Genomic DNA, 25593 nt, shown 5'->3' with positions numbered 1-25593 from the left:
GCGTCAATGACCGAACTCGCCGAAACGCACGCCGCTCCCATGCCGTCCCTCAGGCCACGGCTCGAGATCGTTCCCATCCTGCTCTTTGCCGCCTTCGCGGCCGCGCCGCTGCTGGCCATGGCGTCCGGGGCAGAGGGCTATGTCCTGTCTCTGCTCACGCGCGTGATGATCTTCGGCATCGCCGCCATGGCGCTCGACCTCATCCTCGGGTACGGGGCGCTCGTGAGCTTCGGCCACGCGGCCTTCCTCGGCATCGGCGGCTATGCGGTCGGGATCCTCGCCAGCCACGGCATTGAGGATGCCCTCGTGCAGGTTCCCGTCGCGCTTGCGGCCTCCGCGCTCTTCGCCCTGGTCACAGGGGCGATTTCGCTGAGGACCAAGGGTGTCTATTTCATCATGATCACCCTGGCCTTCGGGCAGATGCTGTACTTCCTCGCCACGTCGCTGGCAGCTTACGGCGGCGACGACGGCATGACCCTGTCGTCACGCAGCCTCTTGGCCGGGTCGAGCATCTTGGAGAGCGATTTCGCCTTCTACTGGGTGTGCCTGCTCTGCCTTCTCGGCGCCTATGCGTTCTCGCGCTCGGCCGTCGCGTCGCGGTTCGGCCGCGTCCTGCGCGGCACGCGGGAGAATGCCGTGCGCATGGAAGCGATCGGCTTTCAGCCCTTCCGGTTTCAGCTCATGGCCTATGTGATCAGCGGCATGCTGGCGGGGCTCGCCGGCTGCCTCTTGGCGAACCAGGCGGAGTTCGTCAGCCCCGCCTTCATGACGTGGCAGCGCTCCGGCGAACTGATCTTCATGGTCGTGCTCGGCGGTCTCGGCTCCCTGCATGGCGCCATCGTCGGTGCGGCCGCGTTCCTGCTGCTGGAGGAATTCCTGCCGGAACTCCTGCATGGTCTCAGCTTCTTCCTGAGCGAAGAGGCGCGCGCTCATCTCGCCGAGAACTGGAAGATGGTCTTCGGTCCCCTTCTCATCCTGATCGTGCTGTTCGCCAGAGGCGGGATCATGGGCCTGCTGCGGAGGCCTCGCCATGGCTGATCCCCTGCTCGAACTGCGCCACCTTCGCAAAGCCTATGGCGCTCTCGTCGTCACGGACGACGTCAGCCTCTCCGTTCAGCCCGGCGAGCTGCATGCCATCATCGGGCCCAACGGCGCGGGCAAGACGACGCTGATCCATCAAATTTCGGGAACGTTGTCATCCGATTCCGGATCCGTTCTGTTCGCCGGCGAGGACGTAACGGGTCTTTCGATGCCGCAGCGGGTCGGGCGCGGGCTCGCGCGCTCATTCCAGATCACGTCGATCCTGCCGGCCTTCTCCGCTCTCGAGAATGTGGCGTTGGCCGTTCAGGCGCGCGCCGGATCAAGCTTCCGCTTCTTCGGCAACGCGTCGCAGGAGAAGGCCTTGAACGAACCTGCCATGGATTGTCTCGCTCAGGTCGGGCTGGCCGCTCGCGCTCACATTCCCGCGGGCCTGTTGTCCCATGGCGAGAAGCGCCAGCTTGAACTCGCCATCGGGCTCGCCACCGAGCCGAGGCTGCTGCTCCTCGACGAGCCGCTCGCCGGCACCGGCCATGACGAATCCCAGCGTGTGGTCGAGACCCTGCGCCGCCTGAAGAGCCGCCTCACCATCGTGCTGATCGAGCACGACATGGATGCGGTCTTCTCCCTGGCCGACCGCGTCTCCGTGCTCGTCTACGGCCGTGTGATCGCCACCGACACGCCGGAGCGGATCAGGGCGAATCCTGAGGTTCGAGCGGCCTATCTCGGTGAGGAGGAGATGGTCTGATGCTCTCCGTCCGACAGCTTCAGGCGTCCTACGGCGCCGCGCAGGTGCTCTTCGACATTTCTCTCGAGGTGAAGGCCGGCGAGGTGGTGACGCTTCTCGGCCGCAACGGCATGGGCAAGACCACCACCATCCGGTCCATCATGGGCCTGCTCCGCCCCCGGGGCGGCGAGGTGCACTTCGACGGCGCTGCGGTAACGGGCCTCGCGCCCTATCGCATCGCGAAGACCGGCATCGGCCTTGTGCCGGAGGGTCGGCAGATCTTTCCGACACTCACGGTGGAGGAGAACCTCGTTGCAACCGCGTCAGCCCGGCGCGGTGAGCGGCGATGGACCCTCGATGCGGTGTATGATCTCTTCCCGCGCCTGAAGGAGCGCCGGAGCAATCTGGGCACGCAGCTCTCCGGCGGCGAGCAGCAGATGCTGGCCGTCGGCCGAGCGCTCATGACGAACCCCAAGCTGCTCATTCTCGACGAAGCCACCGAAGGGCTCGCGCCTTTGATCCGCGCCGAGATCTGGACGTGCCTCAAGCGCCTCAAGGGTGAACGCCAGTCGATCCTGGTGATCGACAAGAACATCGGCGCCCTGGCGAGCTTCGCCGACCGCCACGTGATCATCGAGAAGGGCCGCTCGGTCTGGACCGGAACGAGCGATGAGCTCATGACCGATCCGAGCCTCAAGGACCGGTATCTCCACGTTTGAGGACCCATTCATGGCGGCCGACGATCTCGACCTCGAAGCCGAGTACAACAACCGGGCGCGCGTTCCCGAGCACCCCGTCCACATCGCCGGCTGGCAGCGGGATTCGGCGGCCTATCGCGACAGCGCCCATTGCGAGCTCGATCTCGCCTACGGCCCCGGGGCTCGCCACCGTCTCGACTTCTTCCACCCACCGGGCGGGGAAGCGGGAGGGCCGGTCGTTCTGTACATTCATGGCGGCTACTGGCAGGCGCTCGACAGAACCACATCGAGCCACCTGGCGCGCGGAGCCAACGAACGCGGGCTGACGGTCGCGATCCCGAGCTACACCCTCGCGCCAGCCGCAAGCCTCGCCGAGATCGTGTCCGAGATCGAGGCCGCGGCCGATTTCGTCATGCGGCGCACAGGGCGCCCTCTCGTCGTCAGCGGCCATTCCGCCGGAGGGCACCTGACGGCGTGCCTCATGGCGCGCTCCGGCGGGCTCCGGTTCCCGGTCCGGGCCGCGATGCCCATTTCCGGTCTGTTCGACCTGCCGCCGTTGGTCCCGACGTCGATCAACAGGGCGCTCGGGCTGAGTGTCGAGGAAGCGCACCGCCTGAGCCCATTGGAATGGGACCCGCCCGCGGGCGGCCGTCTCATCGCGGTGGTCGGCGGGGCAGAAAGCGGCGAGTTCCTGCGCCAGTCCCGCGCCATCGTGGATCGCTGGAGTAAAGCGGGCGTTGCGACCCATTATCACGAGGTGCCGGGCGCAAACCATTTCGACGTCATCGCCGGGCTCGCCAACCCAGGCGACCCGCTCGTGGATCTGCTCCTGGAGCTTGCAACCGACGCTTGATCGACCTGCCGGTGGAAACAGGAACCCGCACCGACGTCCGACGTTGCGTTTCTCAGTGAGGCTGACACGGATCGGCTGGTGACGCATGCCTGTCGCGCTGGCATTTCTTTTTCTTCTCGCGATGGCTTGGCCGCAGGCGCTTCGGGCGTCGGAGGACGTCTGGCAGGCACTGCGGCAAGGCGGCACTATCGCGCTCTTTCGACACGCTCGCGCGCCGGGAACCGGTGACCCGCCCAACTTCCGGCTTGAGGATTGCACGACCCAGCGCAATCTCTCGGCAGAGGGGCGCGCCCAGGCACAGGCGATCGGTGCGGCGTTCCGGTCACAGCAGGTTCCTGTCGAGCGGGTTCTCTCGAGCCGCTGGTGCCGAGCGCTCGATACCGCCCGCCTGGCTTTCGGTACCCTGGCGGAGCCTTTCCAGCCGCTGGATTCGTTTTTCGCGGGACAGGACCAAGAGCCGGCAAGGACTCGGGCCGTGCGTCGCACCGTCCAGGAATGGCGCTCCAATGGCGTCCTGGTGCTCGTCACGCATCAGGTCAACATCACAGCCCTCACCGGGATCTTTCCCGGCGAGGGAGAAATGCTCGTCCTCAGGCCGAAGCCCGGCGCCGGATTCGACGTCGTTGGAAGGGTGAAGCTTTAGACGCTATGTGTCCGCCCTCAACTGCTCGACCACACCCTGGCTCATGTAGGGGTGGCCCGCCTCGTTGAGCGCACGATCCAGAGCCTCGATGGCGACGAGGATTTTCGTGAGTTCCTCGGCCATCTCGATGGAGGGCAGCGGCGCCTCGGAGATCTGACGCGCCATCTCCCTGCGCCGCTTCACGAGGTTTTCGCGTGCAGCATTGAGCTCGCTGATTTCTTCGGACGTCATAGCTTCCTCACGTTCGAGACTGTCTTCATTATAAAGTCGGCCGGGCCGGATCCGTTCACGGCATCGCCGTCTCGGCGTTCCGGGATTGCAGAAGATCATTCATTCTTCAATGGTGTCGAGGAGATCCAGAATCCGCTTGTGACGCTCGTCCGTATGCTCGCTCGACGCCGACAAGATGAGGCGTTCCTTGCTCCAGTGCAGCGTCCCTCGAGACTCGTCGATCGCTCTCTGCAGGGAAGGCTTCTGCGACGAGCCGGGCCGAAACGTCAATGCAATCGCCTGAGGTCCCGCATCGATGCGGGCGATCCCCATGCGCCGGCAGAGCTGCCGGATGTTCGCCAGCCTCAGGAGGCTCTCGACAGGATCGGGGATGGGACCGAACCTGTCCTCGATCTCCGCTTCGATCTCGTCGATCGTATCCGATGAGTCGAGACGCGCAAGACGTGCATAGAGACTGATCCTCATCTCGGGATCGTTCACGTATTCGTCGGGAACCGTGCCGGTCATTCCGATGCTCAATTCAGGCGTCCAGTCGTCGTTCAAGGTCTCGCCGCGCAGAGCGTGTTTGAGCATGTGCTGGTAGAGATCAGTGCCGATGAGCTTGACGTGACCCGACTGCTCCTCACCGAGAAGCGCTCCGGCTCCGCGCTGGTCGAGATCCTGCGCGCTGATGGCGAAGCCCGCCCCGAGGCGATCGAGGGCAGTCAGGGTCCGCAATCGCTTCTCCGTCGCTTTCGGAAGATCCTCACCAGGCTCAGTCAGCAGATAGGCCACACCCCTGATGCGCCCTCGCCCGACGCGACCGCGGAGCTGATGGAGCTGCGCCAGGCCGAAGCGGTCCGCGCGCCACACCAGCATCGTATTGGCGCGGGGAACATCCAGGCCGCTTTCGATGATGTTGGTGGCGAGAAGGACGTCGCCCTCGCCATCGGCGAACCTGACCATCACGTCATCCGTCTCAGACGGATTCATCTGTCCATGGGCAACCATGATCTGCAGTTCGGGAACGAGCTTCGTCAGCCGCTCGCACATCGGATCGATGTCCTCGACCCGGGAGCAGACGACGAAGCTCTGGCCACGGCGGCGGCGCTCGCGCATGAGGGCTTCCCGGACGCTAGCGGGATCGAACGGGGTGAGGAATGTGCGGATCGGTTGCCGACGCGCGGGAGGTGTCGCGATGATGCTCAATTCCTGCAAGCCGACCAAGGCGGATTGCAACGTCCGGGGTATCGGCGTGGCCGTCAGGGTGAGTACGTGCCCGTCTGCCGCGAGCGTTCTGAGTTTCGCCTTCTGGGCTGCGCCGAAACGCTGCTCCTCGTCGATGATCACAAGGCCGAGGTCCTTGAAAGTGACACCTTTCGCAGCAAGCGCATGAGTGCCGATGACGACGCGGATCGATCCATCCGCCAATCCCTTCTTCACAGCCCGGGCCTCGGCCGGTGCCACGAGGCGGGAGAGATGGGCGACCTCGATCCCCAGGCCGGCAAAGCGCTTTTGGAAGCTGCGCACATGCTGGCGTGCAAGCACGGTCGTGGGCGCGACAACGGCGACCTGCTTACCGGCGAGCGCAACGGCCGCGGCGGCGCGCAGGGCGACCTCGGTCTTGCCGAAACCGACATCACCGCAGACCAGGCGGTCCATCGGCCGACCCGATGACAGATCTTCGAGAACTTCCTCGATACCGCGGACCTGATCGGCTGTCTCTGAGAATGGAAAGCGGGCGACAAACCGTTCATAATCACGGCTTGGTGGCACGAGCGGCTCCAGTTTCATACCCTTGCGGGCGTCGACCAGCCCCATGATCCGTTCGGCCGTTTCCTTAATCTCCGCTTCGATCGTCTCGCGTCTGCGCGACCATGCATCGCTGTTCAGCTTGTCCAGGGAGATCGAATCCGCCATTGGGCCATAGCGCCAGATGCGATCCATCTCCTTTGCCGGCATCAGGAGCGTCGTGTCGGCCGCGTATTTCAGTCTGACGGCGTCGCTCATGCCGGCATCGCCGGCCGGAATGGTTTCCATCCCCTCGAGCACTCCCATGCCATGATCGATGTGGATGACGGCGTCGCCGATCTGAAAACCGTTGTCCATGAGGCTCGAAGCCGTGGTGCTGGCGTCTCTCTCGATCCCGCTGCTGATGCGGCTGCCCAGGATATCGCCGGCCGTGATCAGCACGATGTCGTCGCGCTCATCGATGAAGCCCTTCCTGATCTCGACCTGCAGGGCGAACCATCCCGCGGGAGGTCCGTCGACGACATCGTCCCAACTCTCGGCAGCCTCGGCACGTCCGATGGATTGAACACGGCGCTTGATCCGGCCGAGATCCGAACGTGCGGCCGCAGCAAGAATGATCTGGCGACCGGCATCCATCTGCGCACGCAGGAAGTCGGCCAGATCCTTGGAGGGCCGCGACGCGATCGCGAAGTTCGGCACCGCGACCCGCCGCGTATCGTCCTCGGATGCGGCATGAATGTACGTGACCCGTCGCCGCGACAGCAGGTCCGCCCATTCGTCGTCCTGGACAAAAAGTCGTTCAGGCGAGACAGCCGATCCTTTGGCGCCTCCCTGTCCACGCATGCTCGTCCGATTGTCGTAAGCATCGGCGACCTGCTCCATCACGAGCGGTCGCCTCTCCTCGGCCTTTCCGTCCACGATGACGGTCGCATCCGGCCAGTAGTCGAAGACCGTCTCCAGATGCGGGCAATATTCCGGCAGGAGATGCTCGATCCCGTCGAAACGCTCGATGGATGGATCGCTCTCCTCTGTCTGCGGCAGGACGAGTTCGGAAGCGGGCCCGATCATGAGATGGCCGACCTCCGTTTCGGTGAGTTGGGAAATCGGATCATAGGAGCGGATGGCCACGACGCTTTGTCCGTCGTGCTCGATCCGGTACGGCGAGGAGCGGTCGGCCGGGAACAGATCGATCACCTGTCCTCGGAAAGCCGCCTCGCCCGGCTCGTCCACGCGCTCGTCGAGGATGTAGCCGGCGCGATGAAGATAGTCCTTGAGGGCGTCCGACGACAGCTCCTCGCCGGCCGTGAGGCCGAAGACGGCCTCATCCACGATGCCGCGCTGCGGCACGCGCTGAAGGGCGGCGGCCGCACTCGTCACCAGGAGACGTGGCTTCGTGCTCGATCCGCTCATGCGCCGGAGCACGGCCATGCGCCGACCCATGATTTCGCGCGAAGGCGAAGCGCGGTCGTAGGGGAGACAATCCCAGGGCGGCAAGAGATCGATGTCGAGATTGGGAGCCAGGCCCCTCATGGCCTGCACCAACAGCTCGGCCCAGCGCTCCCCACCTGCGACATAGATCGCTCCCGCCGGCCCGGCCTCCCTGACCTGCTCGAGCAGGCGGACGGCATGGAGTCCGAGGAGAGATGGCAAGGTAAGGTCGATCCGCCTGATGTCCTCAGAGGGGGCAGGCTTGGCACGCATGGGGCACTCATGTGACGGGGCTCGGGACCGAAGACAACGTTCAGGCGCCGTCCCAGTTGCAGGCACGCCTCCGGCGAGTGGCCCCGACAGCATTTTGTAAACCATCCTTGTCCATAGTCGGAACATGACCTATGGGAATGCAAAACGTCTCTGCCTTGGACTGGCTCTGCTCTCGTGCTCCACCTTCGGGAGCCATGCGGATGCCTTTGCGGCTGCTGAAAATCCAAACCCTTCCGGTCCAATTCAGGCATCGCAGAGCAACCCGGCTCCTCCCGTGGCAGGAACCGATCTGCGGCCGAAAGCAGCACCTGCGGCACCGGTCAAGCCCGCGGAGAAGACCGTGCCCACGCCGGTGATCTCGATCTCGCAGGATCCCCGTCCGACCCTGGACGGGAGCACGTTCATCAATACGATGCGAGCGGCTTGGACCTACAAGCGCATCGCCGAAGCGGGAGGGTGGCCAAATCTGCCTGCGGGCACGGTTCTCAAGGCGGGCGACAAGGGCCCGCTCGTCGCGACCCTGCGGCAGCGGCTCGCCGCGGAGGGCGATCTTCCGGCCGATCTGAGTTCGGGCGTGATCTTCGACTCCGATCTGACCGGGGCGGTGAAGCGCTTCCAGGCCCGTCACGGCCTACCGGAATCCGGAGCGGTCCGGGCACGGACCTTGGATGCGCTGAACGTCCCGGCGCTCGTGCGGCACCGCCAGCTGACCGCCTCCGCACAAAGGCTCGCGGGATCCACGTTTTCGTTCGGCGACCGCTACGTCGTAGTGAACATTCCATCGGCCGCCGTCGAAGCCGTGGAGCGCGGACAGGTCGCCCGGCGCTACGTGGCCATCGCCGGAAAGGTCGACCGTCCCTCGCCGACCGTCGAGACCCGCGTGACGGCCGTCAACGTCAATCCGACATGGACCGTGCCGGTCTCCCTGATCAAGAAGGACATCATCCCCCACGTTCGGAAGGATCCCGGATATCTGGAGAAGATGAAGATCCGCATTCTCGATGCGAAGGGCCAGGAAGTCGACCCCAAGACCCTCGACTGGTCGACGGACAATGCGGTGAACTATACGCTCCGCCAGGATCCCGGCGCGATCAACTCGCTCGGGCAGATCCGCATCGACATGCCCAACAAGCATGCCGTCTACATGCATGACACGCCCAAGAAGCAGCTCTTCGCGCAGGATGCCCGCTTCCATTCCTCAGGCTGCGTCCGCGTGGCCGAAGTCGCCGATTTCGCCGAGTGGCTCTTGCGCGGCACGAACGGTCAGGCCGGCGGGTGGACAAGGGACGCGATCAATACGGCCATATCGAACACGACCCGTCAGGACATCCGGCTCGAGAAGCCGGTTCCCGTCGCCTGGATCTATCTGACCGGCTATGCGACGGCAGACGGCGCCGTGCATTTCCGAGACGACGTCTATGGACTCGACATGGCGAAGAGCGATCCCGTTCTGGAGCCTCAGATCGTCGATGTGCCCGCGACGGCGTCCATCAAGCCCAAGCGCCTCTGATGCGCCTTGGCTAGAGGCTTTTCCGGCGCAGCAGCCGTCCGGATGACGGAACGACTGCGCGGGCCTTGTGCGACTCGAAGGCGGCATCCTGGAACACGTCGATCGCGGCGACGGCCTGTGCCCGCACGGCCGCAATCCAAGCCGGATCGCGCGGCGAAAACCGGTCCGTCGCATGAGCCAGCTGACGGCACCGTTCCTCAACGACGCGACGCGCTTCCCTCAGACGGGGATTCGGGTCTGTGGACCTCGCCAATTCGTCGCAAAATCGGAGCACGTCCTGGGTAAGATTCTCACCCGTGTAGAGTCCCGAATAATGATCGATCATGCTGCGGACGTACCCGAGAGAGTCACGGATCTCCTGCCGCAAAAGTGTCTCGCTGCTCATCGCATCCTTATCCGAAAAGGAGCCGCATTCGCGCCGGGACCGGCGACGATGGGGTATGGCCCAGAGACCTCTAAAAAGTTGTTAGCCCGGTTGCCCCGCCTGCGATTCGACAGGGACCTTGGGTGGTGCCGGGACCGGCGCACCGCTGTTCTGGGTGACCGTCAGGCGGGACGACCACACTCTCTCAAGGAGGGGACCTGCAATAATTCCAGCGACGAACGCGAACGCAGCTACGATCAGGCCAATTCGGCCGCAAAGGCTCAGCACATCCTTGTATGCCATAAACCTTCCTCCCGTCTGCTTTGTTGATAGAATCCTAAGGGACCTCTCGTTGGGAGCCAAGAGACAAACGCACAGATTGTCGAAACGGCTCCAGCTGGGCAGATGAAAAACAAGGCGGAACGTGAGGAAAATGCGAAGCTTTTCGCCCTCGCGAACCTGTGCACTATTTTTGCGCACGGACTTCCGAAAGCGGGACAGCGCAACGGATCGTAATATTGTACTGCCGATTTCTGAGATGATCGGCATCCTGTCAGGGGGTTGTCCCAGGGCCGCGATCGCCGTTCGCCGGATCACCCGCTTGAACTCGCTCGGAACATCTGAACATTTCGAGCGCCGTGGGATTGAACACAGGTTCATGGGATACGATGCATGCCGCCCTCCGCCGAATACCGCGCCTCGACGCTCCATCAGGAACTCGGTCCGGACTTCTACGACATCGTTCAGCCGGCGCGGTTCCCGCAGCATGTTCTGCGCTATCGCAACCAGCGCTGGGCCGAGCGGGTCGGGCTCGGATCGCTCGCTGACGAAGAGTGGCTCGACCATTTCGGGCGCTTCGAGCCGCTTCCCGGCAGCTTGCAACAGCCGCTTGCCCTGCGCTACCACGGACACCAATTCCGGACCTACAATCCGCATCTGGGCGACGGACGCGGGTTCCTCTTCGCACAGTTCCACGACGGGCAGGATGGCAGGCTCCTCGACCTCGGCACGAAAGGCAGCGGTCAGACCCCGTGGTCGCGCCATGCGGATGGCCGCCTGACCCTGAAGGGCGGCGTGCGCGAAGTGCTGGCGACCGAAATGCTAGAGGCGCTCGGCGTCGAGACCTCGAAAACCTTCAGCTTGGTGGAAACGGGCGAGGAACTGGAGCGCGGCGACGAACCTTCACCCACACGCTCGTCGGTTCTCGTGCGCCTCAGCCATTCCCATATCCGCATCGGAACGTTCCAGCGGCTGCTGTACCTGGACGACACCGCCAATCTCCGCAAGCTCCTCGACTACACGATCCGGACCTATATGCCGCAAGCATGGCGCGACGAGGAAGCCGGTCGTGCATCGGCGTTCCTGGAAGAGGTCTGCCGGCGCGTGGCCCGCATGGGAGCGCAGTGGATGGCGGCCGGTTTCGTGCACGGCGTTCTCAACACCGACAACATCAACGTCACGGGCGAAAGCTTCGATTATGGTCCGTGGCGTTTCCTCCCCGTCTATGAACCCGGCTTCACGGCCGCTTACTTCGACGAGACCGGTCTCTATGCCTTCGGGCGCCAGCCCGACACGCTGCTGTGGAACCTGTTCCGCCTCGCGGAATGCCTGCTTCCGCTCGCCGAGCAGAGCAGCCTCGAGCAGGCGCTGGGCGCCTTCGAGCCCGCCCTGCACCGGGAGTTCACCGGTGCCGTCATGCGGCGCCTCGGGCTCCGATCGAAAGGCTTCGAGCAGGATGGAGCCTTGGCCAAGGCGTTGTGGACCTTTCTCCATGAGACCAAGGCGCCCTTCGAGCAGACCTTCTTCGATTGGCACGGTGGTCGTGCAAGTGCGGAGCGGGCCGCCGCAAGCCCGTCCGCGAACTTCTACGCACAGACCTCCTTCGAGCCCGTTCGCACGGCGCTCGGCACCTTCGATCCGGCACCGGGACTCCGGCTCGACCATCCCTATTTTGCCCGTCCCACGCCCTGCACCATGCTGATCGATGAGGTCGAAGCGCTCTGGGCACCGATCGCCGCGGCGGACGACTGGTCGGCCTTCAGGTCGAAGCTCACCGAGATCCGCGGCATGGCCGAGGCCTGCGGAGCAGAATGTCCCGTTCAAGCTTGATCAAACTAAGCCGTATCTCACATTGAGCACTGCTGCTTAGCTCAGCCGCCTCAAGTGTCGACGAACCTTCCATTTCGAAACGAACATCATTCTGCTGAGAGAACGGAACGTTATTTCGTGATATGCGTCTTCTAGCCAAGTGGGCCGCCGCGATGCGGCTCATCACCGAAACTCGTTCTATGCAGGTGAACCCTATGAAGCGTTCATGCGCTCTTGCTTTGTCCAGCACCACCCTCCTCCTCGTCCTGGCAACGCCGTCCGATGCCCAGAGCGTCGGAGCCGGCCGGCAATGCGTGCCCGCTGTTGCCGATGCCTCGCTGTACCGAAACTGCCGGCTCCATATCATCCACGGTCAGGAAACCTGTCGCTGCGCCGTTCGACCTCAAGCGATGCACCGGTTGGACCATCCGGTGGATGGGGACCGGTCCGACGCCGTGACCGGATCCATCGGCAGCGGCCCTGCCGCTATTCCCGGGTCTGATCGCGGTGCTTCCGGCACGATCGGCAGCGGCACACATGGTGCAGGCAACACGGGTGCTGCCGGGGCCGGCGCGAGCCCGGGCCGTAGCGGGGCTGTGGCAGACAGCGGCACTCCCGGCACGGCCAGCCCCGGCACTGGTCGTAGCAGTGGCAATGCGAGTGGGTCGGCTGGCTCGTCCGTCGGCGGCGGCGCAGGCGGGAACGCTGATGTCGGCGTCGGCAGCCACGGCAACGGTTCCTCGAATCCGGACCGCTCCAACAATGGCGGCGGGACCGATCACGACGGTCGCGCCGGACGTGACAATCGCGGAAACGGCGGCCACGGCAACAATGGCCACGGGAACGACGACGACGGCAACGACTCGTCCAATCCGGGCCGCTCCAACAACGGCGACGGCACCGATCAGGACGGCCCTGCCGGGAATGGTGGACGTGGCAGTGGCGGCGGCAAGCGCTGACGCGGCGTGAGCCCCATGCGACAGGTCCTTGGCTGACGCCTTCAGCCAAGGACCTGGATGGTGCGATCACGCCTTCGTTTCAACGGGTCGGTTCAGAACATCGCCTGAGCCCAAACTTGCGTATTCTATCCAATCAGGAGAACAAAGCCTGCGACCGCAACCGCAGCGCCGGCCAATCGGCTAACATGCATCTGACGGGCTGTGATCGTTGCGAACATCATGCCGGCTCCAAGCAGCAGGACGGTCGCCAGGGTGAAGCCGAGGCTGTAGAGCACGACGCTGGCCCCGGACGGGATCTCCATCCCGTGAGCATGGCCATGGAACACCGCAAAGGCGCCGACGAGGGCGGCCGCAGCCTGGACCGGCCATCGCCGCCCCCATGTGACGACGGCGCCCAGCACGACCACGGACAGGGCGATGCCGGATTCGACGGCTGGAACCGCGATGCCGATCAGGCCTAAGACTCCGCCCGCCAGCATCATGGCGACGAAGCTCGTCGGCAACGCCCACACGGCCTGTCCTCCGAGCAGGGCCGCGAAGAGGCCGACGCTCACCATGGCCAGCACATGGTCGATCCCGCCCAGCGGATGCGAGAATCCGGACAGGAAGCCCGATGCAGAAGCATGACCCGTGTGGGCCAAAGCCGGCATGGCTGCCGCGATGAACAGCGTGGCAAGAACCGAGCGTTTGAACATTTTGAAGATCCCCTATTAGGCCGCGGCCGACAGACCGCCGGCCCGCTCGATGAATGCCGCGATGGCGTCGACGCCTACGCCGTCGCGGATGTTGCTGAACACGTATGGACGCTGGCCGCGCATGCGCTTCGTGTCCTCCTCCATGATCGAAAGGTCTGCCCCGACATGGGGCGCCAAATCGATCTTATTGACCACCAGGAGATCCGAGCGCGTGATGCCGGGACCGCCTTTGCGCGGGATCTTCTCTCCCCCGGCGACGTCGATGACGTAGACCGTCAGATCAGCGAGCTCGGGCGAGAACGTGGCCGCCAGGTTGTCGCCGCCGGATTCCACCAGCACGATGTCGAGGGCCGGGAAGCGCTTGCGCATGGTGGCGATGGCGGCAAGGTTGATTGACGCATCCTCGCGGATCGCCGTATGTGGGCATCCTCCCGTCTCCACGCCCATGATGCGCTCCACCGGCAGTGCGCCGGCAACCGTCAGGAGCCGAGCATCCTCCTTGGTGTAGATGTCGTTGGTGATGGCGCAGATGTCATAGCGCTCGCGGAAGGTCTTGCAGAGCGCCTCCATCAGGGCCGTCTTGCCAGACCCGACCGGTCCGCCGATGCCGACCCGCAGGGGTCCCGTGTGAGAAGTCATGATCGAAACAACCTCGTATACTGGTTCTCATGATGGAAAGAGCCGAGATCGGCCCGGAAGGTCGAGCCGCCGATATCGTCGAGCGTGAGAGCCATGGCCTCTCTGGCAACCGTCTGCACCGTGTCGGCAAGAGCGGCGGACACGCGGATGCCTGCCGTCTGGCCGATGGGCGCGAGGCGGATGGCCGCCGACACGAGCGTCTGCACGAGCCCGAAGAGATAGGCGGGCGATGTGAGCGGCAGGGGAACGGCATGGGCCGCCGCCGCCATGCCGATGGCGACCGGAAAGGCGACATCGCCCTCGAGCGGCGTCAGCCGGGGCGACGGCCATGCGGCGAGCGTCGCATCCAGGAAGCTGCGCCCCTGCTGGCTGGTCTCGAGATAGAGTTCGGCGGAGGGCGACAGGGCAAGCGCGAGTTCGTTGACGGTCTCGAGAGCGTCTCGATCATCCTGCTCGATGGCCCGGTAGGCATGGCTCAGGAGAATGGCGTCGTTGCGCCCCATGCCGAGCGTCAGGAGGTCGGTCAGCCAAGCCACGAGCGTCGCCTCGTCGGCAACGTCGCCGGCCTCCACGGCCCATTCGAGCGTGTGCGAATAAGCATAGGAGCCGACCGGATAAGAGGGCGACAGCCAGGCGAAGAGCGGCAGGATCGCTGCCTCCGATCCTTGAGCCCTTACTGTCACGGATACATCATCCATGGCCATTTCCGTGGTGATGTGAATGCCCGCCTTGCTCGTGGTGATGATAGGCACCGCGGACCGGTTGGAACGGCCGCTCGACGATCTCGACCCGGGCGCCCAGCCCGATCAGCATGTCGACCAGCACATGATCGTAGCCGATATAGATCGCCGTGCGGGTGATCTCCGCGGGCACGTGCCTGTTGCCGATATGCCAGGCGAGAGTCAGGAGGTCGAGCGGCTTCTCCGTGGTGATCTCAACGAGTTTCTCGGGCGCGGCCCGCACCTCGACGAGCCAGCCGCTCTCAAGCCGGATGGCGTCGCCGTCCTCCAGCACGTCGGCCCTGTCGAGGTCGAGCAGGAAGGCGGTTCCGCCCTCGGCATGGAGCATGATGCGACGGCGATGGCGGCCGCCATGATCGAGGGTGATGACGTCGACGATGCGGTCCTGCTCGACGGCCTCACGGCGAATGATGGATGTGGCGCGGATCATATCAGAACAGGAAGTATCGTTGAGCCATGGGAAGGATTGTTGCGGGTTCGCAGACGAGCAGCTCGCCATCGGCACGGACGTCGTAGGTTTCGGGATCGACCTCGATGACCGGGGTCGCATCGTTATGCACCATGTCTTTCTTGCCGATCCCGCCGCGGACGTTCTCGACCGCGACGAGCGGCTTCTGGACGCCGAGCTTTGCCGCAAGCCCGTTCTCCACCGCGGCCTTCGACACGAAGGTGAGCGACGTGGTGACGAGCGCCCGGCCGTAGGCGCCGAACATTGGCCGGTAATGCACCGGCTGCGGTGTCGGGATCGACGCATTGGGGTCGCCCATCAGAGCGGCCGCGATTGCGCCTCCTTTCAACACGAGATCGGGCTTCACGCCGAAGAAGGCCGGCGTCCAGACCACGAGATCGGCGAGCTTGCCGACCTCGACCGATCCGATGTGTCGGGACACGCCGTGGGCGATGGCCGGGTTGATCGTGTATTTCGCCACATAGCGCCGGGCGCGGAGGTTGTCGTTGCCGCCGCTCTCACCGGGAAGCGCGCCGCGCTGGACCTTCATCTTATGCGCGGTCTGCCATGTGCGGATGATGACCTCGCCGACGCGCCCCATGGCTTGGCTGTCGGACGACATCATCGACAGCGCGCCGATATCGTGCAGGATGTCCTCCGCGGCGATTGTTTCCTTGCGGATTCGGCTCTCCGCGAAGGCGAGATCCTCCGGGATTGATGGTGACAGGTGATGGCAGACCATGAGCATGTCGAGATGCTCGTCGATGGTGTTCACCGTATAGGGCCGCGTCGGGTTGGTGGAGGACGGCAGCACATTGGGCAGTCCAGCCACCTTGATGATGTCCGGTGCATGCCCTCCGCCCGCGCCCTCCGTGTGGAAGGCGTGGATTGTGCGGCCTTTGAAGGCCGCGATCGTGTCCTCGACGAAGCCGGATTCGTTGAGCGTGTCGGTGTGGATCATCACCTGCACGTCATAGGCATCGGCCACCGACAGGCAGCAGTCGATCGCCGCCGGTGTCGTGCCCCAGTCCTCATGGAGCTTGAGCGCACAGGCGCCGGCCTCGATCATCTCCTCCAGGGCGCCGGGCTTCGAGGCATTGCCCTTGCCCGTGAAGGCGAGGTTCATCGGAAAGGCATCGGCGGCCTCGATCATGCGGGCGATGTGCCACGGACCCGGCGTGCAGGTGGTGGCGAAGGTGCCGGTCGCCGGTCCCGTGCCGCCGCCGAGCATCGTGGTGATGCCCGACATCAGCGCCTCGTCGATCTGCTGTGGGCAGATGAAATGGATATGCGAGTCGAAGCCGCCGGCCGTGATGATCTTGCCTTCCCCCGCGATGATCTCCGTGCCCGGCCCGATAACGATGTCGACGTTGGGCTGCACATCCGGATTGCCGGCCTTGCCGATCGCGGCGATCCGCCCGCCCGCGATGGCGATATCGGCCTTCACGATGCCCCAATGGTCGAGGATCACCGCGTTGGTGATGACCGTGTCGACGGCGCCATGGGCGCGGGTCGCCTGCGACTGCCCCATCCCGTCGCGGATGACCTTGCCGCCGCCGAACTTCACCTCCTCGCCATAGGTGGTGAAGTCCTTCTCCACCTCGATCACCAGGGCTGTATCGGCCAGGCGAATGCGGTCGCCCACGGTGGGGCCGAACATGTCGGCGTAAGCCGAGCGTGGGAGCGAAGCAGGCTTTCTCGCGTTCGACATCAGAGCGCTCCCATCACGGCCTGTCGGAACCCGTGGACCTCGCGCCTGCCGGAAAGCGGAACGAGCACCACTTCGCGGGTGGATCCGGGCTCGAAGCGCACAGCCGTGCCAGGCACGATGTCGAGCCGCATGCCGCGCGCCTTCTCGCGATCGAACGATAAGGCGGGGTTCGTCTCGAAGAAATGATAATGGCTGCCGACCTGGATCGGACGGTCGCCGGTATTCGCCACGGTGACGACGGTACGCTCGGCGCCCTCGTTGAAGACGATTTCGCCCTGCTGCGCGGTCACCTCGCCGGGCACGTCCTTCGAGGCTGCGCCGCGGATCGGGTGATGCACGGTCACGAGCTTGGTGCCATCGGGAAAGGTCGCCTCCACCTGCACGTCGTGAATCATCTCGGCGACGCCCTCCATGACCTGGTCGACCGTGATCACATGTGCGCCGGCCTCCATCAGCTCAGCGACGGAGCGCCCGTCCCGCGCGCCCTCCACGACCGCGTCGGTGATGAGCGCGATGGCTTCCGGATGATTGAGCTTGACGCCGCGTTCCAGCCGGCGGCGGGCCACCATGGCAGCCATGGCGATCAGGAGCTTGTCTTTTTCGCGAGGAGTGAGTTGCATGGTTTGACCCTAGCTGAGCCAGACGCGCGGCATAGGCGCACCGCGGAAGGCGAGCAGAAACGGAACAGCGGCCTTGCGCAGCGACTCGATGGTCATGGCGCAGAAGCGGACGGCGAGAAGCCCGTTCCAGGCACCCGCCGCAGACTCGCAGCCGCCGCTAGAGGACAAATGGTTGCGCACCTCGTCGAGCCGCGCCTCGGCGTCCGGCGCCACATGGACCATGGTGGCGAAGGCACGGGCGCCCTTTCCGACACTGGGTTTCCGGAGACGATCGGCGATCGGCCCATCGAGGCGCAGCGTGTCGGCATAGACGAGGCGTCCTGCCCGCCTGATGCGCCAGCGATCCTCGAAGAGGCCGTCCGTGATGTGCTCGGCGCGCGCTTCGCGCCCGAACACGACAGCCTCGAACACGGTCAGCCGCGCATCCTCGGGCATGTCGGCCGTGAGGCTGCGGCGTAGGCGCGCCCTGTCGAACAGAATGGTTTCCTGCGGAAGCCAATCGAGCCGCGCGCCGGCCTCGACCGTGAGATCGACCGACAGCTCCGCGATTGGCCCGTCCGAGCGGTAGACCTTCTCGGCGGCCGGTGTCGCAACGGTGACGGCGGCGCCTGTGCGCGCCTCGACCGCGACGGAGAAGCGATCGCCGCACGCGATGCCTCCGGCCGTGTTGACGAGAACGGCATCGAGCCCTCGTCCCTCGCCCTTCGGAAGCCTGATCCGCATGGATCCGCTCTCCTCGATCCGCATGGGCCGCGTACGGCCGCCCAGGCCGGTCGCGCTGAACGCGACACGACCGACGGCACGCTGACGCTCTTGAGAGACCGGCGGGGAATTACCATCAAATGGCCAAGCGCTGACGTACATCGTCTCCCTCGAGCGCCGAGCGGTCGCCATCCTGCACGATCTCGCCGCGCTCCATCACCACGAACCGGTCGGCCAGGTCGCGCACGAAGTCGAAATATTGCTCGACCAGGAGGATGGCCATATCCTTCCGTTCGCGCAAGTAGGCGATCGCCCGGCCGATATCCTTGATGATCGACGGCTGGATCCCTTCCGTCGGCTCGTCGAGCACGAGCAGGCGCGGACGGGTGACGAGCGCCCGACCGATGGCGAGCTGCTGCTGCTGCCCGCCGGACAGGTCGCCGCCCCGGCGGCCCAGCATCGACTTCAGCACCGGGAACAGCTCGAAGACCTCCTCGGGGATCGTTTTCTCGCCACGCTTCAATGGGGCAAAGCCCGTCTCGAGGTTTTCCTTGACCGTGAGGAGCGGAAAGATCTCCCGGCCCTGTGGCACGTAGGCGATGCCGAGCGCCGCCCGCTCGAACGGCTTCAGGCGTGCGATGTCCCGGCCGTCGAACCGGATGCTGCCGCCCGCGATCGACCGGTGGCCGGCGATGGCGCGCAGGAGCGACGTCTTGCCGACGCCATTCCGGCCGAGCACACAGGTGACCTCGCCCACGGAGGCGGCGACGGATACGCCGCGCAGCGCCTGCGCGGCGCCGTAGTAGAGGGATAGATTCTCGACAGACAGCATCGTCATCGCCCCAGATAGACCTCGACCACTCGCTCGTTGGCGCTTACCGCGTCGAGCGATCCCTCGGCGAGCACCGAGCCCTCGTGCAGGCACGTGACCTTCACGCCGAGGTCGCGCACAAAGGTCATGTCGTGCTCCACCACGATAACCGCCTGCGTCGTGGCAATGTCGCGCAGGAGATCGGCCGTGTCGGCGGTCTCCTGATCCGTCATTCCCGCAGCAGGCTCGTCGATCAGGAGGAGCTTGGGCTGCTGCGCCAGCAGCATGCCGATCTCGAGCCATTGCTTCTGGCCATGCGATAATTCCCCTGCCTTGCGATGGCGGTGGCCCGTCAATCGCACGCGTTCCAGCAGCGCGTTGATCCGCTCGCGCTCGCGGGCCGTGCGCCGCGACAGGAGGGTTGCGAAGGGAGAGCGGTTCTCTTTGAGGGCGAGCAGGATGTTGTCCTCGACGGTGTGCATCTCAAAGACGGTCGGGGTCTGGAACTTGCGGCCGATCCCGAGTTCCGCGATGGCGGCCTCATCAAGTGCCGTCAGATCGTGGGAGCCGTCGAACAGCGCCGTGCCCTCGTTGGGGCGGGTCTTGCCGGTGATCACGTCCATCATCGTGGTCTTGCCGGCGCCGTTCGGCCCGATGATGGCACGCATCTCCGAATGGTCGACGGCAAGCGACAGCGCATTCAGGGCGCGGAAACCGTCGAAGGAGACGGAGACGTTGTCGAGGTAGAGGAGGGTCGGAGTGACGGGTGCGCTCATGGGTTACTCCGCCGCCTGCGAGACCGGCTCGGACAGGGGCCTCGGCTTCAGCCGCTGTTCGGCGTGGGCATAAAGATCCTTGGCCGCGCCGAGAATGCCGCGCGGCATCAGGAGCGTGACGAAGACGAAGAGGCTGCCGAGCGCAAACAGCCAGAACTCCGGCAGCATGCCGGTGAACCAAGTCTTGCCCGCATTGACCAGGAGGGCGCCGAGGATCGGGCCGGCGAGCGTGCCGCGGCCGCCCACCGCCACCCAGATCACCACCTCGATGGAGTTCGCCGGCGCGAATTCGCTCGGGTTGATGATGCCGACCTGCGGCACGTAGAGCGCGCCCGCGACGCCTGCCAGCATGGCCGAGAGGGTGAAGACGGCGATCTTGTAGTGCTCGACCCGGTAGCCGAGGAAGCGGGTCCGGCTCTCCGCGTCGCGCACCGCCACGAGAACTTTGCCGAACTTGGAGTTCACCACCCACCGGCAGATGAGGTAACCGGCGGCGAGCGCCGCGACCGAGAGCACGAACAGGACGATGCGTGTGGACGCAGCCTGGATCGGGAAGCCGAGGATGTCCTTGAAATCGGTCAGTCCGTTGTTGCCGCCGAAGCCCATGTCGTTTCGAAAGAACGAGAGCATCAGGGCGAAGGTCATCGCCTGCGTGATGATGGACAGATACACGCCCGTCACCCGCGAGCGGAAGGCGAACCAGCCGAACACGAAGGCGAGGATGCCCGGCACGAGGAGCACCATGAGGGCCGCGAACGGGAACCAATCGAAGCCCTGCCAGAACCAGGGGAGTTCCTTCCAGTTCAGGAACACCATGAAATCAGGCAGGACCGGATCGGCATAGACGCCCCGCGGGCCGATCTGGCGCATCAGATACATCCCCATGGCATAGCCGCCGAGGGCGAAGAACGCGCCGTGGCCCAGCGAGAGGATCCCGCAGAAGCCCCAGATCAGATCGACCGAGAGGGCGAGCAGCGCGAAGCACACGTACTTGCCGAGCAGCGGCACGAGGTGATCCGACAGGTGGAGCGGGGATCCCGGCACCACCGCGCCGTTCAGGACGGGAACCAGCACGGCGGCCGCCGCGAGCAGGAGGAGGACGATGATGCTCTGACGATCGAGCACGGATTGCGTTGTCATGCTTCGACCGCCCTGCCTTTCAGCGCGAAGAGCCCGCGCGGACGCCTCTGGATGAACAGAATGATCGCGACGAGCAGCACGATCTTGCCGAGCACCGCGCCCGCATAGGGCTCGAGCAGCTTGTTGGCGATGCCGAGCGTCATGGCGCCGACCAGCGTGCCCCAGAGATTGCCGACGCCGCCGAACACGACCACCATGAAGCTGTCGATGATGTAGCCCTGACCCAAATTGGGGCTCACGTTGTCGATCTGCGAGAGCGCCACGCCGGCGATGCCGGCGACGCCAGATCCAAGGCCGAAGGCGAGCGCGTCGATGCGGTTCGTCCGGATCCCCATGGAGCCCGCCATGCGCCGGTTCTGCGTGACGGCACGGACATAGAGCCCGAGCGACGTGTAGCGCAGGACGAGCAGCAGGGTGGCGAAGACTGCGAAGGAGAAGACCACGATGGCGATGCGGTTGTAGGTGAGGCTCAGCCCCCCGATCTCCAGTGCGCCGCTCATCCAGGCGGGGGTTCCGACCTCGCGGTTCGTCGGGCCGAAGATCGTGCGCACGCCCTGCTGCAGGATGAGCGAGATGCCCCATGTTGCGAGCAGCGTTTCGAGCGCCCAACCGTAGAGGAAGCGGATCACCGTGCGCTCGATGAGGATGCCGATCAGGCCAGCCACGAGGAAGGCGAGCGGCAGCGCGATGAAGAGCGATACGCCGAACAGGCCGGGCGCGTGGGTGCGGATCGTCTCCTGGACCAGGAAGGTCGTGTAGGCGCCGATCATGACCATTTCGCCATGGGCCATGTTGATGACGCCCATGGTTCCGAAGGTGATGGCCAAGCCGATGGCTGCGAGCAGCAGGACGGACCCGAGGGAGATGCCGTACCAGACGTTCTGCGCGGCGTTCCAGACCGCCAGCCGCGAGCGGATCCCCTCGGCCGCCTTGGTGGCGGTGTCCGACACATCCGCAGGTGTTCCCTGAGGCAGGGACGAGAGAAGCGCCAGCGCATCCTGATCGCCGCGGGCGCGCAGGGTGTCGATGGCTGCGAGCATCTCGGACGACGAGGCATCTGGCTTGGCCAGGAGGACGGCCGCGCGAGCGCTCTCGAGAGCTCCCTTTACGGCCGCGTCGCTCTCCTGCGCGATGGCGGTTTCGAGGGTCGGCAGTGCTGCCCCATCACGCGAGCGGAACACCGCGCGGGCGGCATCGAGGCGTATTCCGGCATCGGGGCTGAGCAGAGTCATGCTGCCGAACGCCGCTTCGACAGCGCGCCGGACGCGGTTGTTGACGCGCACGGGCTTGGCGCCTGCGGGAGATTCGATCGACCGTCCGGTCGCCGCTTCCGCGAATTGGCCGGCCGAGTTGCGAATGTACACCTGCCCGGCGGCAACCATCAGGCGGCCATCGCGCAAGGCTTCGACGAGGTTCAGCGCCTGCGGGTGACCGCTCCCCGCAACGGCGCCGATCGCGGCCTCCGTATCGGAATAGCTGTCCGCCGCGAACTTGGGCAACGCGTCTTCATAGGGTCCCGCCACGACGGCGGACGCCATTCCGATCAGCAGAACGAAGGCCTGCAGAAGGCAGCGCAAGCGGGTCATGCAATCTTCTTCAAAAGGAGGACAAGGTGAGGACGGCCGCGACGGCCGCCCCCATTTTCGTCAGGCGGTCAGGCGCCGCACTTCTTCGTGACCGTGTTGTAGTTGCCGCACTTGAGATCCTTCCAGTCGGCAATCAGGTCCTTCGAACCGTCGAGATACTTGGACCATGCGTCGCCGGGAACGAGCGCGTCGGTCTGAGAGACGGTCTCGAACTGCCCATCCTCCTTGATCTCGCCGATCAGGACCGGCTTGGTGATGTGGTGGTTCGGGAGCATCTTGGACGTGCCCCCCGTGAGGTTCGGGACCTCGACGCCGACGATCGCGTCGATCACCTTGTCCGGATCGATGCTGCCTGCCTTCTCCACCGCCTTCACCCACATGTTGAATCCGATCACGTGCGCTTCCATGGGATCGTTGGTGACGCGCTTGTCGTTCTTGGTGAAGGCCTTCCACTTCTCGATGAAGGCCTTGTTGTCCGGCGTATCGACCGACTGGAAGTAGTTCCAGGCCGCGAGGTGGCCGACGAGCGGCTTCGTGTCGATGCCGGCGAGTTCCTCCTCGCCGACCGAGAAGGCCACGACCGGAATGTCCGTCGCCTTCACGCCCTGGTTCGCCAGCTCCTTGTAGAATGGCACGTTGGCGTCGCCGTTGATGGTGGAGACCACGGCGGTCTTCTTGCCGGCCGAGCCGAACTTCTTGATGTCCGCCACGATGGTCTGCCAGTCCGAATGGCCGAACGGCGTGTAGTTGATCATGATGTCCTCGACCTTCACGCCCTTGGACTTCAGGTAGGCCTCGAGGATCTTGTTGGTCGTGCGCGGATAGACGTAGTCGGTTCCGGCGAGAACCCAGCGCTCGACCTTCTCTTCCTTGGCCAGGTAATCGACGGCGGGGATCGCCTGCTGGTTCGGCGCAGCGCCCGTGTAGAACACGTTGCGCTCACTCTCCTCGCCCTCGTACTGCACCGGGTAGAAGAGGATGCTGTTCAATTCCTTGAACACCGGCAGCACGGACTTGCGCGACACGGATGTCCAGCAACCGAACACGGCCGAGACCTTGTTCTGGCTGATCAATTCGCGCGCCTTTTCGGCGAAGAGCGGCCAGTTGGAGGCCGGATCAACCACCACCGCCTCGAGCTTCTTGCCGAGCAGACCACCCTTCTTGTTCTGCTCCTCGATGAGCATCAGCATGACGTCCTTCAGGGTCGTCTCGCTGATCGCCATCGTGCCGGACAGAGAATGCAGAACACCGACCTTGATGGTCTCCTGCGCCTGCGCCGTTCCTATCACGGCGCCGGAAACCAGCGCGGCAGAGGCCAGCGCCATGAGGTGTCTGCGGGTCACATTCAACATCGACATAGGTCCTCTCCCTTGGCTGCCCTGTTTCAGGTGCAGCAGCGGGACCTAACGCAAGAACCATGCCAGCAGCGATCTTCTCTAATCGCGCAGAGTGCCGGAGCCGCGGGACGAACGGGGCTGGAAACGCGAACGCGCGTGCTTTGCCCGAAAAAGCGTCAAAGGCTTAAGAATAAGGCTGCAACATCATGACAACGATGATCGTCGGATGGTCGTGTTGCACGAAAAATGGGCCGACGCGCGTTCAGCCCATTCTCTCAACGATCAATGTGCAGCAAGGGTCACGCGAGCGCCGCCTGACGTGCCCGTTCGTAGACTTCCTGATACCGCGATGCGGAGCGATCCCACCCGTGCGGCCGCTTCATCGCGGCACGGCGCATGGCGGTCAGGCGCGGGCGCGAGCGGAACGCCTCGAGCCCGCGCTTGATGGCGTCCTTGAAACGGTTCAGCGAGGGCTCGCCGAAGAGGAAGCCGTTGACGCCGTCCTCGATGGTGTCGGCGAGCCCGCCGGTTTTGTGGGCGATAGGCAGAGAGCCGAAGCGCTGCGCATACATCTGGCTGAGGCCGCAGGGCTCGAACCGCGACGGCATGAGCAGGAAGTCGCTGCCCGCATACATGCGCCGTGCATCTCCCTCGTCATAGCCGATCTTCACGCCCACGGAGCCCGGATGACGGGTTGCAAGGGCCTGAAGCTCGGCCTCGAAGCGCGGCTCGCCCTGGCCGATGACGGCGATCTGGCCGCCCTGCGACACGATGGTCTCGGCCGCCGAGATGGCAAGATCAACCCCCTTCTGGTGGACCAGACGGGAGACGACCGCAAAGAGAGGCCCACTCGACAGTGCGAGGCCGAAATTCTCGCGCACGTTGTTGGCATTGGCCCGCTTGCCCCGGCAATTCTCCGCCGAGAAGGGGCTGACGAGATACGGATCCGTGCTCGGATCCCAGCTCGCGTCGATGCCGTTGATGATGCCGTCCAGCCTTCCCTGCTCCGCACAGGTCCGCAAAAGCCCGTCGAGGCCGCAGCCGAATTCCGGCCGGGTGATCTCATGAGCATAGGTGGAGCTGACCGTCGTGATGTGAGATGAATAATAGATGCCCGCCTTCAGGAAGGAGAGCTTGCCGTAGAACTCGACGCCGTTGATCTGGAACGCGGCATCGGGAATGCCGAGATGCGACAATCGATTGCGGTCGAAGATGCCCTGATAGGCAAGGTTGTGAATAGTCAGGATCGTCGGGATGTGCTGCCCGCGCCAGGCGAGATATGCCGATGCGAGACCGGACGGCCAATCGTTGAGGTGGAGAAGGTCGGCGCGCCACAGATGGTCGCCGTTGCCGCAGGCGATGTCGGCGGCCGCGAGGCCGAGCCTCGCGAAGCGGATGTCGTTGTCGCTCCAGTCCGCGCCGAAGCTGTCGACGTAAGGCGATCCGTCACGATCGTAGAGCTCCGGGCAGAGCAGAACGTATACGGTCAAGCCGTCCTGCGTCGTGCCGCGCCCCAGGCCGCAGGCGGGAATTCCGAAAGAGGCCGGCAACCGCGCGATTTCCTCGACGTGGCCGATCTGCGACAGAACCTGACGATAGCCTGGGATCAGGATGCGCACGTCGTAATGGTGACGGAGCGCGCGCGGCAAGGCGGCCGACACTTCGCCGAGGCCGCCGGCTTTGATGTAATCGGCAATCTCGGACGTCACAAAGAGAATAGACTGACGGCGTGTGACCGAAATCGACGGCTGGACGCCGCCCTGCAACTCGGCATGCGCCACTGTCGGGTAAGCCCCACGGGCTTCCAGTTGAAATGATTCCAGCATGTTCGCTCAGGCGGCGCGA

The 25593-nt window shown here is 64.8% G+C and carries 24 protein-coding genes; 8 read left to right on the top strand and 16 right to left on the bottom strand.

Annotated elements, in window-relative coordinates; genetic code table 11:
• The first annotated feature begins 6 nt into the window (after nt 1-6).
• The 5 genes from HPT29_RS08280 to HPT29_RS08260 all read left to right on the top strand — a co-directional run bounded on the left by HPT29_RS08280 (nt 7) and on the right by HPT29_RS08260 (nt 3959).
• Nucleotides 7-1038: a branched-chain amino acid ABC transporter permease gene (locus HPT29_RS08280; RefSeq protein ID WP_173949561.1), complete on the top strand. Its 1032-nt coding sequence runs from the start codon at nt 7-9 to the stop codon at nt 1036-1038.
• A complete protein-coding gene (locus tag HPT29_RS08275) occupies nt 1031-1786 on the top strand; it encodes an ABC transporter ATP-binding protein (protein WP_173949562.1) in 756 nt (251 codons plus the stop codon). The genes HPT29_RS08280 and HPT29_RS08275 overlap by 8 nt, the downstream gene beginning before the upstream one ends.
• Nucleotides 1786-2484 (top strand): ABC transporter ATP-binding protein, encoded by a 699-nt coding sequence (locus HPT29_RS08270; protein WP_173949563.1) that lies wholly within the window; start codon nt 1786-1788, stop codon nt 2482-2484. The genes HPT29_RS08275 and HPT29_RS08270 overlap by 1 nt, the downstream gene beginning before the upstream one ends.
• Nucleotides 2485-2494: 10 nt before the next feature.
• A complete protein-coding gene (locus HPT29_RS08265) occupies nt 2495-3316 on the top strand; it encodes an alpha/beta hydrolase (RefSeq protein ID WP_173949564.1) in 822 nt (273 codons plus the stop codon).
• An 85-nt stretch (nt 3317-3401) separates the two neighbouring features.
• On the top strand, nt 3402-3959 hold the full coding sequence (locus tag HPT29_RS08260; RefSeq protein WP_173949565.1) for a histidine phosphatase family protein: 558 nt from the start codon (nt 3402-3404) through the stop codon (nt 3957-3959).
• Nucleotides 3960-3962: 3 nt separating this feature from the next.
• Here the strand turns inward: HPT29_RS08260 and HPT29_RS08255 are convergent, their stop codons facing one another.
• Nucleotides 3963-4190, bottom strand: a complete 228-nt coding sequence (locus HPT29_RS08255) for a hypothetical protein (RefSeq protein WP_173949566.1) — start codon at nt 4188-4190, stop codon at nt 3963-3965.
• Between the two features lie 99 nt (nt 4191-4289).
• Nucleotides 4290-7622: a transcription-repair coupling factor gene (mfd, locus tag HPT29_RS08250; RefSeq protein WP_173949567.1), complete on the bottom strand. Its 3333-nt coding sequence runs from the start codon at nt 7620-7622 to the stop codon at nt 4290-4292.
• Nucleotides 7623-7962: 340 nt separating this feature from the next.
• On the opposite strand from mfd, the gene HPT29_RS08245 reads away from it, so the two are divergent.
• Nucleotides 7963-9132, top strand: coding sequence for a L,D-transpeptidase family protein (locus HPT29_RS08245; RefSeq protein WP_349774716.1), 1170 nt, complete (start codon nt 7963-7965; stop codon nt 9130-9132).
• A gap of 10 nt (nt 9133-9142) precedes the next feature.
• Here HPT29_RS08245 and HPT29_RS08240 read toward each other — a convergent pair whose 3' ends face one another.
• Entirely contained in the window at nt 9143-9517 is a 375-nt protein-coding gene (locus HPT29_RS08240; protein WP_173949569.1) for a hypothetical protein, read from the bottom strand.
• 651 nt (nt 9518-10168) lie between these two features.
• Between HPT29_RS08240 and HPT29_RS08235 the strand changes: the two genes are divergently transcribed.
• Nucleotides 10169-11605 (top strand): protein adenylyltransferase SelO, encoded by a 1437-nt coding sequence (locus HPT29_RS08235; RefSeq protein ID WP_173949570.1) that lies wholly within the window; start codon nt 10169-10171, stop codon nt 11603-11605.
• A 194-nt stretch (nt 11606-11799) separates the two neighbouring features.
• Entirely contained in the window at nt 11800-12543 is a 744-nt protein-coding gene (locus HPT29_RS08230) for a hypothetical protein (RefSeq protein WP_173949571.1), read from the top strand.
• 125 nt (nt 12544-12668) lie between these two features.
• Here HPT29_RS08230 and HPT29_RS08225 read toward each other — a convergent pair whose 3' ends face one another.
• From HPT29_RS08225 to glgA, 13 genes are all read right to left on the bottom strand, one after another.
• Complete coding sequence (locus tag HPT29_RS08225) at nt 12669-13238, bottom strand: HupE/UreJ family protein (protein ID WP_173949572.1); 570 nt, start codon at nt 13236-13238, stop codon at nt 12669-12671.
• A gap of 15 nt (nt 13239-13253) precedes the next feature.
• Nucleotides 13254-13880 carry an urease accessory protein UreG gene (gene ureG / locus HPT29_RS08220; RefSeq protein ID WP_173949617.1) on the bottom strand — a complete coding sequence of 209 codons (627 nt, stop codon included), beginning with the start codon at nt 13878-13880 and terminating at the stop codon, nt 13254-13256.
• Entirely contained in the window at nt 13874-14575 is a 702-nt protein-coding gene (locus tag HPT29_RS08215; protein WP_247654681.1) for an urease accessory protein UreF, read from the bottom strand. Before HPT29_RS08215 ends, ureG begins: the two co-directional genes overlap by 7 nt.
• Nucleotides 14568-15047: an urease accessory protein UreE gene (locus tag HPT29_RS08210; protein ID WP_173949574.1), complete on the bottom strand. Its 480-nt coding sequence runs from the start codon at nt 15045-15047 to the stop codon at nt 14568-14570. The genes HPT29_RS08215 and HPT29_RS08210 overlap by 8 nt, the downstream gene beginning before the upstream one ends.
• Before the next feature lies 1 nt (nt 15048).
• Nucleotides 15049-16776 (bottom strand): urease subunit alpha, encoded by a 1728-nt coding sequence (ureC, locus tag HPT29_RS08205; RefSeq protein WP_173949575.1) that lies wholly within the window; start codon nt 16774-16776, stop codon nt 15049-15051.
• Nucleotides 16776-17396 (bottom strand): urease subunit gamma, encoded by a 621-nt coding sequence (locus tag HPT29_RS08200; protein ID WP_173949576.1) that lies wholly within the window; start codon nt 17394-17396, stop codon nt 16776-16778. The genes ureC and HPT29_RS08200 overlap by 1 nt, the downstream gene beginning before the upstream one ends.
• Before the next feature lie 9 nt (nt 17397-17405).
• Nucleotides 17406-18143, bottom strand: a complete 738-nt coding sequence (locus HPT29_RS08195; RefSeq protein WP_490722750.1) for an urease accessory protein UreD — start codon at nt 18141-18143, stop codon at nt 17406-17408.
• 91 nt (nt 18144-18234) lie between these two features.
• Nucleotides 18235-18930 carry an urea ABC transporter ATP-binding subunit UrtE gene (urtE, locus tag HPT29_RS08190; protein WP_173949578.1) on the bottom strand — a complete coding sequence of 232 codons (696 nt, stop codon included), beginning with the start codon at nt 18928-18930 and terminating at the stop codon, nt 18235-18237.
• Nucleotides 18931-18932: 2 nt separating this feature from the next.
• Nucleotides 18933-19685: an urea ABC transporter ATP-binding protein UrtD gene (gene urtD / locus HPT29_RS08185; RefSeq protein WP_173949579.1), complete on the bottom strand. Its 753-nt coding sequence runs from the start codon at nt 19683-19685 to the stop codon at nt 18933-18935.
• A 3-nt stretch (nt 19686-19688) separates the two neighbouring features.
• Entirely contained in the window at nt 19689-20825 is a 1137-nt protein-coding gene (gene urtC, locus HPT29_RS08180; RefSeq protein WP_173949580.1) for an urea ABC transporter permease subunit UrtC, read from the bottom strand.
• Nucleotides 20822-22411, bottom strand: coding sequence for an urea ABC transporter permease subunit UrtB (gene urtB, locus HPT29_RS08175; RefSeq protein WP_173949581.1), 1590 nt, complete (start codon nt 22409-22411; stop codon nt 20822-20824). Before urtB ends, urtC begins: the two co-directional genes overlap by 4 nt.
• A 68-nt stretch (nt 22412-22479) precedes the next feature.
• Nucleotides 22480-23736, bottom strand: a complete 1257-nt coding sequence (gene urtA, locus HPT29_RS08170; RefSeq protein WP_173949618.1) for an urea ABC transporter substrate-binding protein — start codon at nt 23734-23736, stop codon at nt 22480-22482.
• Nucleotides 23737-24047: 311 nt separating this feature from the next.
• On the bottom strand, nt 24048-25574 hold the full coding sequence (gene glgA / locus HPT29_RS08165; protein ID WP_173949582.1) for a glycogen synthase GlgA: 1527 nt from the start codon (nt 25572-25574) through the stop codon (nt 24048-24050).
• Nucleotides 25575-25593 lie beyond the last annotated feature (19 nt).

The organism is Microvirga terrae (assembly GCF_013307435.2).
Classification (GTDB): domain Bacteria; phylum Pseudomonadota; class Alphaproteobacteria; order Rhizobiales; family Beijerinckiaceae; genus Microvirga; species Microvirga terrae.
This window is presented reverse-complemented; position numbering and strand designations above follow the sequence as displayed.